A 6,430-nucleotide genomic window follows, 5' to 3' on the forward strand; every position below is an offset into this window, starting at 1 on the left:
GCAGAGCATGAGAGCATTGGAGACCGTACATGCCCCCCGCAGCCCGGACCGGCGACATGACCGATCACGGCGGCGCCCTCACCACCCCGCCGCCAGGCGCCCTCAGGGTGGCGACCGTGCTGATCGGCGGCCGGCCCGCCGCGGTGGTCGGCAGCATCCACGCCTGCGTCCCGCACGTGGAGATGGGCCCCGCCAACCTCGTCGAGCCCGAACTCGGCACGGTGACCGGGGGCGTGGTCCTGATCGGCGGCCTCCCCGCCGCCCGCCTGGGGGACAAGACGACCTGCGGCGCCACCATCACCACCGGCGCGTTCAACGTGCTGATCGGAGGCGTCGCGTGAGCGAGCGAAACAGGGAGAGGCACGCATGAGCGGGAGCTTCATCGGCCGCGGCTGGGCCTTCCCGCTGCGCGTGAACGCCACCGGCGGCATCGGCATGGTCGACCGGGACCGGGAACTCGCGGAGGCCATCCGGCTCATCCTCGGCACCGCCCCCGGCGAGCGGCCGATGCGCCCGGAATTCGGCTGCGGCATCCACGAATACGTCTTCGCCCCGGGCGACAGCACCACCGCCGGGCGGATCGCGCGCGAGGTGCGCATCGCCCTGGAACGCTGGGAGCCGCGGATCGAGGTCGACGACGTGGTCATCGCCTTCGACAGCGTCGACGAGGGCACCCTCTACATCGACGTCCACTACACCGTGCGCGCCACCAACGACCGCCGCAACCTGGTCTTCCCCTTCTACACCATCCCGGAGTCCCCGGCCGCGGAGTTCTCCGCCGCTGAGTCCGCGGCCACAGGCTTCCCGGCCACAGGTTTCCCGGGCTCCGGGTTCCCGGCGACCGCGGGCGGGGGCGCGAGCTGATGGCCCTGCCCTCCCCGAACCTGGACGACCGCCGCTTCCAGCAGCTCGTCGACGAGGCCAAGCGGTACGTCCAGCAGCGCGCGCCGGAATGGACCGACCACAACGTCTCCGACCCCGGCGTCACCCTCATCGAGACCTTCGCCTACCTGGTCGACCAGCTGCTCTACCGGCTGAACCGGGTACCGGAGAAGAACTACGCCGCCTTCCTCGACCTGCTGGGCATCCGGCTCTTCCCGCCCGCCGCGGCCCGGGCCGAGGTCGACTTCTGGCTCTCCGCCCCGCAGCCCGAGACGGTCCTGCTGCGGGCGGGCACCGAAGTGTCCACGCTGCGCACCGAAACCGACGAGGCGGTGGTCTTCTCCACCGCCGACGACCTCCCGATCGTCCCCAGCTCGCTGGACCGGCTGGTCACCGTCAACGCCTCCGGGGAGCAGACCGACTGCACGGCCCGGCTGGCCGACGGCGCGGACGTCCGGTGCTTCCAGCCGCGTCCGATGGCCGGGGACGCCATGCTCTTCGCCCTGCCGGCCGTGGTGCCGCGCTGCATCCTGGTCGTCCGGCTGGACAGCCGGGTGGAGGGCGTCGGCGTCGACCCGCGCCAGCCGCCGCTGGCCTGGGAGGTGTGGGACGGCGCACGCTGGATCGCCTGCGAGACCGGCAGCGACACCACCGGAGGCCTGAACCGGCCCGGCGAGGTGGCGGTGTTCGTGCCCGCCGGACACGCCGCGTCGGTGGTCGCCGGCCGGCGGGCCGGCTGGCTGCGCTGCCGGGTCACCGAGCCGCAGCCGGGCCAGCCGTTCTACTCCGAGTCCCCCACCATCCGCCGGGCCGAGGTGTTCACGGTCGGCGGCACCGCGACCGTCGTCCACGCGCAGACCGTCACCGACGCGTCGCTCGGCTCCTCCGAGGGGGTCGCGGGCCAGCGCTTCCGGCTCGCCAGGCCGCCGGTCCTGCTCGACGGCGAACCCCCGGTGGTCGAGGTCGCGGCCGGCGACGGATGGGAGCCGTGGGCGGTCGTCGAGCACTTCGGCGACTCCTCGCCCGCCGACCGGCACGTGGTGCTCGACGCGACCACCGGCGAGTTCCTCTTCCCGCCCGCGGTACGGGAACCCGACGGCAGCCTGCGCGCCTTCGGCGCGGTGCCGCCCAAGGGCGCCCGGCTGCGCGTCCCGCACTACCGCACCGGCGGCGGGATCGCGGGCAACGTCGCCCGGAGCACGATCACGGTGCTGCGCAGCTCCGTCCCGTACATCGCCCGGGTCGACAACCGCGAGGCGGCGAGGGGCGGGGTCGACGGCGAGACCGTCGAGAACGCCAAGCTGCGTGCCCCGCACCAGCTGAGGCTGCAGGAACGCGCCGTCACTGCCGGGGACTTCGAGCTGATCGCCGGGCAGGCCGCACCGTCCGCCGCCCGGATCAGCTGCGTGCCCGCCGACGGCGGCGAGGCGGGCGCGGTACGGGTGCTGGTGGTCCCCGACGCGGTCGCCGACGACGGCGAGCGGCTGCGGTTCGAGCAACTGATCCCCGACGAGCAGATGCTGGCCACCGTCGCGACAGCCCTCGACGAGCGGCGGCTGATCGGCACCCGGATCGTCGTACAGCCCCCCGCCTACCAGGGCGTGACGGTGGTCGCCCGGCTCACCACCCGCTCCCCGGACCCCGACCGGGTCCGGGAGGCGGTGCTCGCCGCACTGTACGGGTACCTCAACCCGCTGCGCGGCGGCGCCGACGGCTCGGGCTGGCCGTTCGGCCGGGCGGTGCAGTACGGGGAGGTGTTCGCCGTGCTCCAGCGGGAGGCCGCCGTCGCCGGGGTCGAGGAACTGCGACTGTTCCCGGCGGACCCGATCACCGGGCGCCGGGGCGCACCCGCCGAGCGGGTCGAGGTCCCGCCGGACGCCCTGGTCTTCTCCCACCAGCACCAGATCGTGGTCACCTCGGTCGCCGAGGACGGGCAGTCATGAGCGAGCGCAGCGGGGTTGGCGTCATCGGGGTGGGCGTATGAGTGAGCGCAGCGAGGTGGGCGCATGAGTCGCGCGGCCGTCCCGGGACTGCCCAGCCCGCACCCGATCGGCGAGCTGCTTCCCGCGCTCTTCGCCGACGACGACTTCGCCCAGCGGTTCACGGCGGGCCTGGACACCGTCCTCGCCCCGGTCTTCGCCACCCTGGACAGCCTGCCCGCCTACTTCCAGCCCCGCCTCGCGCCGGCCGACTTCCTCGACTGGCTGGGGTCCTGGGTCGCGGTGGAGGTCGACCCGGCCTGGCCGACGGAGGTGCGCCGCGCGGTGGTCGAGCGCGCCGTCGAGCTGCACCGCTGGCGCGGCACCCGACGGGGACTCACCGAGCGGCTGCGGCTGGTGTTGGACGCCGGCGCCGAGATCTTGGACGGCGGCGGCGCCACCTGGTCCACCGCCTCCGGTGCCGCCCCGCCGTCCGCGCCGAGCGGTGACGTGCTGATCCGGGTCTGGCCGCTGCGCGGTCCGGCGCTGGACGAGGACCAGGTGCTGTCCGTCGTCAGGGCGGGCTGCCCGGTCCACCTGACGTGCCGGGTGGAGATCCTGCCCGGTCCACCCGGGCGAGTGGAGGTTTGACGGATGCCGGTGTGCCCCGAATGTGGAACGGCCAACGGGGAGGGTGACGACTTCTGCGGCAACTGCGGTGCCTACCTGGGGTGGTCGCGCGGGACCGCCGCTCCGGCTGCGTCCGCGCGGGCGGCTGCCGGGCCCGAGGCTGAGCCTGCCGCGACTGCTCCGTCTGCCGCGACTGCTGTGCCCGCTGCGCCTACCGCTCGCACTGCGCCCGCCGCTCCCACTGCGCCCGCGGAGCCCGCTGCACCCGCCGCGCTCGAGCCCGCGCGCACCGAATCCACGTGGCGGACCGTATCGCGACGGGTGACGCGCGGCAGGAGGGAGCATCCGCCCGTCCGGGACGCGGAGACGCCGCTCCCGCCCCTCGAGGAGCCGCCGGCCCCGCCGACCGCCGCCGAGACCTCGCGCTCAACCTCGGCCCGCGCGCGTCCGGCACCCGCTCCGGCTCCCACGCCGACGCCGGCTACGCCGCCGACTCCGGAACCGGTCCCGACATCCACACCGGTCCCGACTCCCGAGCAGGCCCCGACGACGGCTCCCGAGCCGCCCGCGACTCCCGAACCGCAGGCCGACCCGGTGGCCGTGCAACCCGCCAAGCCCGTCGCACCCCGCCCTGTCGTCCGGGCTTCCGCGGCCGACGAGGCGCAGGACGGCCCGCCCTGCCCCCGCTGCGGCACGCCCAACCTGCCCGAGCGGAAGTTCTGCCGCCGCTGCGCGGCTCCGCTGACCGTCACCGCCGCCGCGCCCAAGTTGCCGTGGTGGCGCACCCGTTGGCCGTTCCGGCGCCGGGTACGGATCGGTGGTTCGGGTAACGCGCTGCGCCGCACCATTGCCCTGCTCGTGCTGGTCGCGGTGGTGGTCGCGGGGGTCCTGCTGTACCCGCTCGGCAAGAACGCCTACCAGGACGTGCTGGACAAGCTCGGCAGCACCGCGTCGATCACCCCTTCCGAGACCTCGGCGAGCGCCGCGGTCGAGGGCCGTCCCGCGTCCTCGGCCGATGACGGTCTCACCAACACCTACTGGGGCGCACCCGCGATCGGGGACTCGATCACGTTCGGCTTCCGGAGCCCGTTCCGGCTGGTGGACCTGATCATCCACACCGGTGACTCCACGGACCCGGAGCGCTTCCGGCAGCAGGCCCGTCCGCTCGTCCTGTCCCTGGAGATGACGGCCTCGAACGGAGAGCAGCACCGGAAGCAGATCACGCTCAACGACCAGCCGGGCCCGCAGACCGTGGCGACCGGGATCAGTGACGTCGTCCAGGTGAGGCTCACCGTCCGCGAGGCGGCCGGGACCGGCCCCGGCCGGGCCATCGCTCTGGCGGAGGTGGAGTTCTTCAAACGGACCTGAGCACGGCGGCGATCAACTGGGCGATGGCCGCGTTTATCGCTCATTTACCGTGCGTCAACGTACAGTTGATGGGATCGACATGTCCACATCAGGACATCGACGAGAAGGAGTGCCTTCCTTGACCACTCACCCCAGGTACGGTGCCGCCCGGCGGACGGTTCCGGCGATCACGGCGGCGCTGTGCGGGATCGTCGGTGCGACGGCGGTCGGCGCGACGCCGGCGGCAGCAGCCGACCAGCGTCACCCGATCTACGCCATCGCCCACCGGGTCGACACCGTGGACGGCGTGGACGCCGCGCTCAAGCACGGCGCCAACGGCATCGAGATCGACGTCTGCGCCTGGTGGAACCCGAACGAATGGCGCGCCTACCACGACTGTTCCTCGGCCGGTGAGAACCGCCTCGGCCCCAGCTTCGACAGCATGATCGACCGCATCCTCTCCAACGCCAACGCGGGGCGCCGACTGTCGCTGGTCTGGTTGGACATCAAGGACCCGAACTACTGCGGGGAAGAACCGAACCGCACGTGCAGCGTCGCCGGGCTGCGGGACAAGGCCCAGCGGCTGACGGCCGCCGGGATCCAGGTGCTCTACGGCTTCTACGAGTACCACGGCGGGAACACGCCGGACGTCGGCGGCCGGGGCTGGAAGAGCCTCGAGGGCAAGCTCGGCCCTCTGGAGGGCATCACGACGACCGGAAGCCGCGACACGGTCCGAAGCGCCTTCGAGCGCTCCGGCTCCGGCTTCCCGACCGGCCACCGGGCGATGGACTACGGCGACAGCGACATCACCAAGGGGTTCGGCAACTGCACCGAGGCCACCTACAACACCTGCGCGGAACTGAAGAAGGGAGCAGCGGACCGCGCCTCGGGACAGCTCGCGGCCACGCTCTCCTGGACGACCACCTACAACGACCCCTGGTACGTCGACAAGCTGCTGGGCGACGCCCGGGTCGACGGCATCATCGCCGGCTACGGAGCCTTTACCGGAGTGCGCGAGTACGACGACAGCTGGCAGTGCGCCAACGCCGTCAACCTCGTCCGTGACTGGGTGAACCACCACAGCTCCACCCACCGCATGGCCACCAGCGGCGACCGCCTGTTCAAGTGAGAGGACAGATAGCGGACATGTAGGGGACAGGTACAAGTAGGGGACAGCCTCGGGCCGCACCCGGTGCAGACCGGGTGCGGCCCGAGGCTGCCGCTGTGCGGCCTCGGCCGGTGCATTTGTTCTTGGGCACGGAGTAGGAGTACTGTCTCCCAGTCGCTTGGCTGGGAGCACCGGACACGCATCTGCGCGGACGGTCCCGGAGCGGCCAATCCCCTGAAACGACGGTTCCCGGTTCGGCTGAGTCGTGTCCTGTCGCGACTCGGTTCTTATTGGGCGTGTTCGTTTTATCGGATTGCGGCTGGATTCGCTTTTCGGAGCGGAGGTCGGCTAGAGTTTGAAACGTCGAACAGGGCGTCAAGCCCCGGAAGACACCGGCGAGTTGGATGAACGAAGCCCCGGAAACGGAGCGGAAAACATCTGATAAGCTGGAAACACGAAAGAACGAAGCCCGGAGGGTCCGCTGGAAGGCGGTCCGAAGGAAGCGTCCGTTCCTTGAGAACTCAACAGCGTGCCAAAAGTCAAC

At 72.1% G+C, this 6,430-nt stretch carries 6 protein-coding genes and 1 pseudogene; all 7 read left to right on the forward strand.

Going from position 1 to position 6,430, the window contains the following annotated elements; translation table 11 throughout:
• Nucleotides 1-29 precede the first annotated feature (29 nt).
• The 7 genes and pseudogenes from ACIBEC_RS45100 (at nt 30) to ACIBEC_RS45130 (ending at nt 5,907) form a co-directional block, all read left to right on the forward strand.
• Nucleotides 30-341, forward strand: coding sequence for a PAAR domain-containing protein (locus tag ACIBEC_RS45100; RefSeq protein ID WP_360509011.1), 312 nt, complete (start codon nt 30-32; stop codon nt 339-341).
• Nucleotides 342-366: 25 nt separating this feature from the next.
• Nucleotides 367-864 carry a GPW/gp25 family protein gene (locus ACIBEC_RS45105; protein ID WP_360509009.1) on the forward strand — a complete coding sequence of 166 codons (498 nt, stop codon included), beginning with the start codon at nt 367-369 and terminating at the stop codon, nt 862-864.
• Entirely contained in the window at nt 864-2,825 is a 1,962-nt protein-coding gene (locus tag ACIBEC_RS45110) for a putative baseplate assembly protein (protein WP_360509007.1), read from the forward strand. The genes ACIBEC_RS45105 and ACIBEC_RS45110 overlap by 1 nt, the downstream gene beginning before the upstream one ends.
• Nucleotides 2,826-2,888: 63 nt before the next feature.
• A complete protein-coding gene (locus tag ACIBEC_RS45115; RefSeq protein ID WP_360509005.1) occupies nt 2,889-3,452 on the forward strand; it encodes a phage tail protein in 564 nt (187 codons plus the stop codon).
• Between the two features lie 3 nt (nt 3,453-3,455).
• Nucleotides 3,456-3,521, forward strand: a pseudogene (locus tag ACIBEC_RS45120) (zinc-ribbon domain-containing protein); the annotation flags it as partial.
• Between the two features lie 504 nt (nt 3,522-4,025).
• Nucleotides 4,026-4,799, forward strand: coding sequence for a zinc ribbon domain-containing protein (locus tag ACIBEC_RS45125; protein ID WP_360509004.1), 774 nt, complete (start codon nt 4,026-4,028; stop codon nt 4,797-4,799).
• 109 nt (nt 4,800-4,908) lie between these two features.
• Complete coding sequence (locus ACIBEC_RS45130) at nt 4,909-5,907, forward strand: phospholipase (protein WP_396290663.1); 999 nt, start codon at nt 4,909-4,911, stop codon at nt 5,905-5,907.
• Nucleotides 5,908-6,430: the final 523 nt, after the last annotated feature.

The organism is Kitasatospora sp. NPDC051164, assembly GCF_044455625.1.
Taxonomy (GTDB): Bacteria; Actinomycetota; Actinomycetes; order Streptomycetales; family Streptomycetaceae; genus Kitasatospora.

Coding starts and splice junctions, on each gene's coding strand:
- ACIBEC_RS45110 (WP_360509007.1), top strand. CDS start 864: ATGGCCCTGCCCTCCCCGAACCTGGACGACCGCCGCTTCCAGCAGCTC.
- ACIBEC_RS45115 (WP_360509005.1), top strand. CDS start 2,889: ATGAGTCGCGCGGCCGTCCCGGGACTGCCCAGCCCGCACCCGATCGGC.
- ACIBEC_RS45105 (WP_360509009.1), top strand. CDS start 367: ATGAGCGGGAGCTTCATCGGCCGCGGCTGGGCCTTCCCGCTGCGCGTG.
- ACIBEC_RS45100 (WP_360509011.1), top strand. CDS start 30: ATGCCCCCCGCAGCCCGGACCGGCGACATGACCGATCACGGCGGCGCC.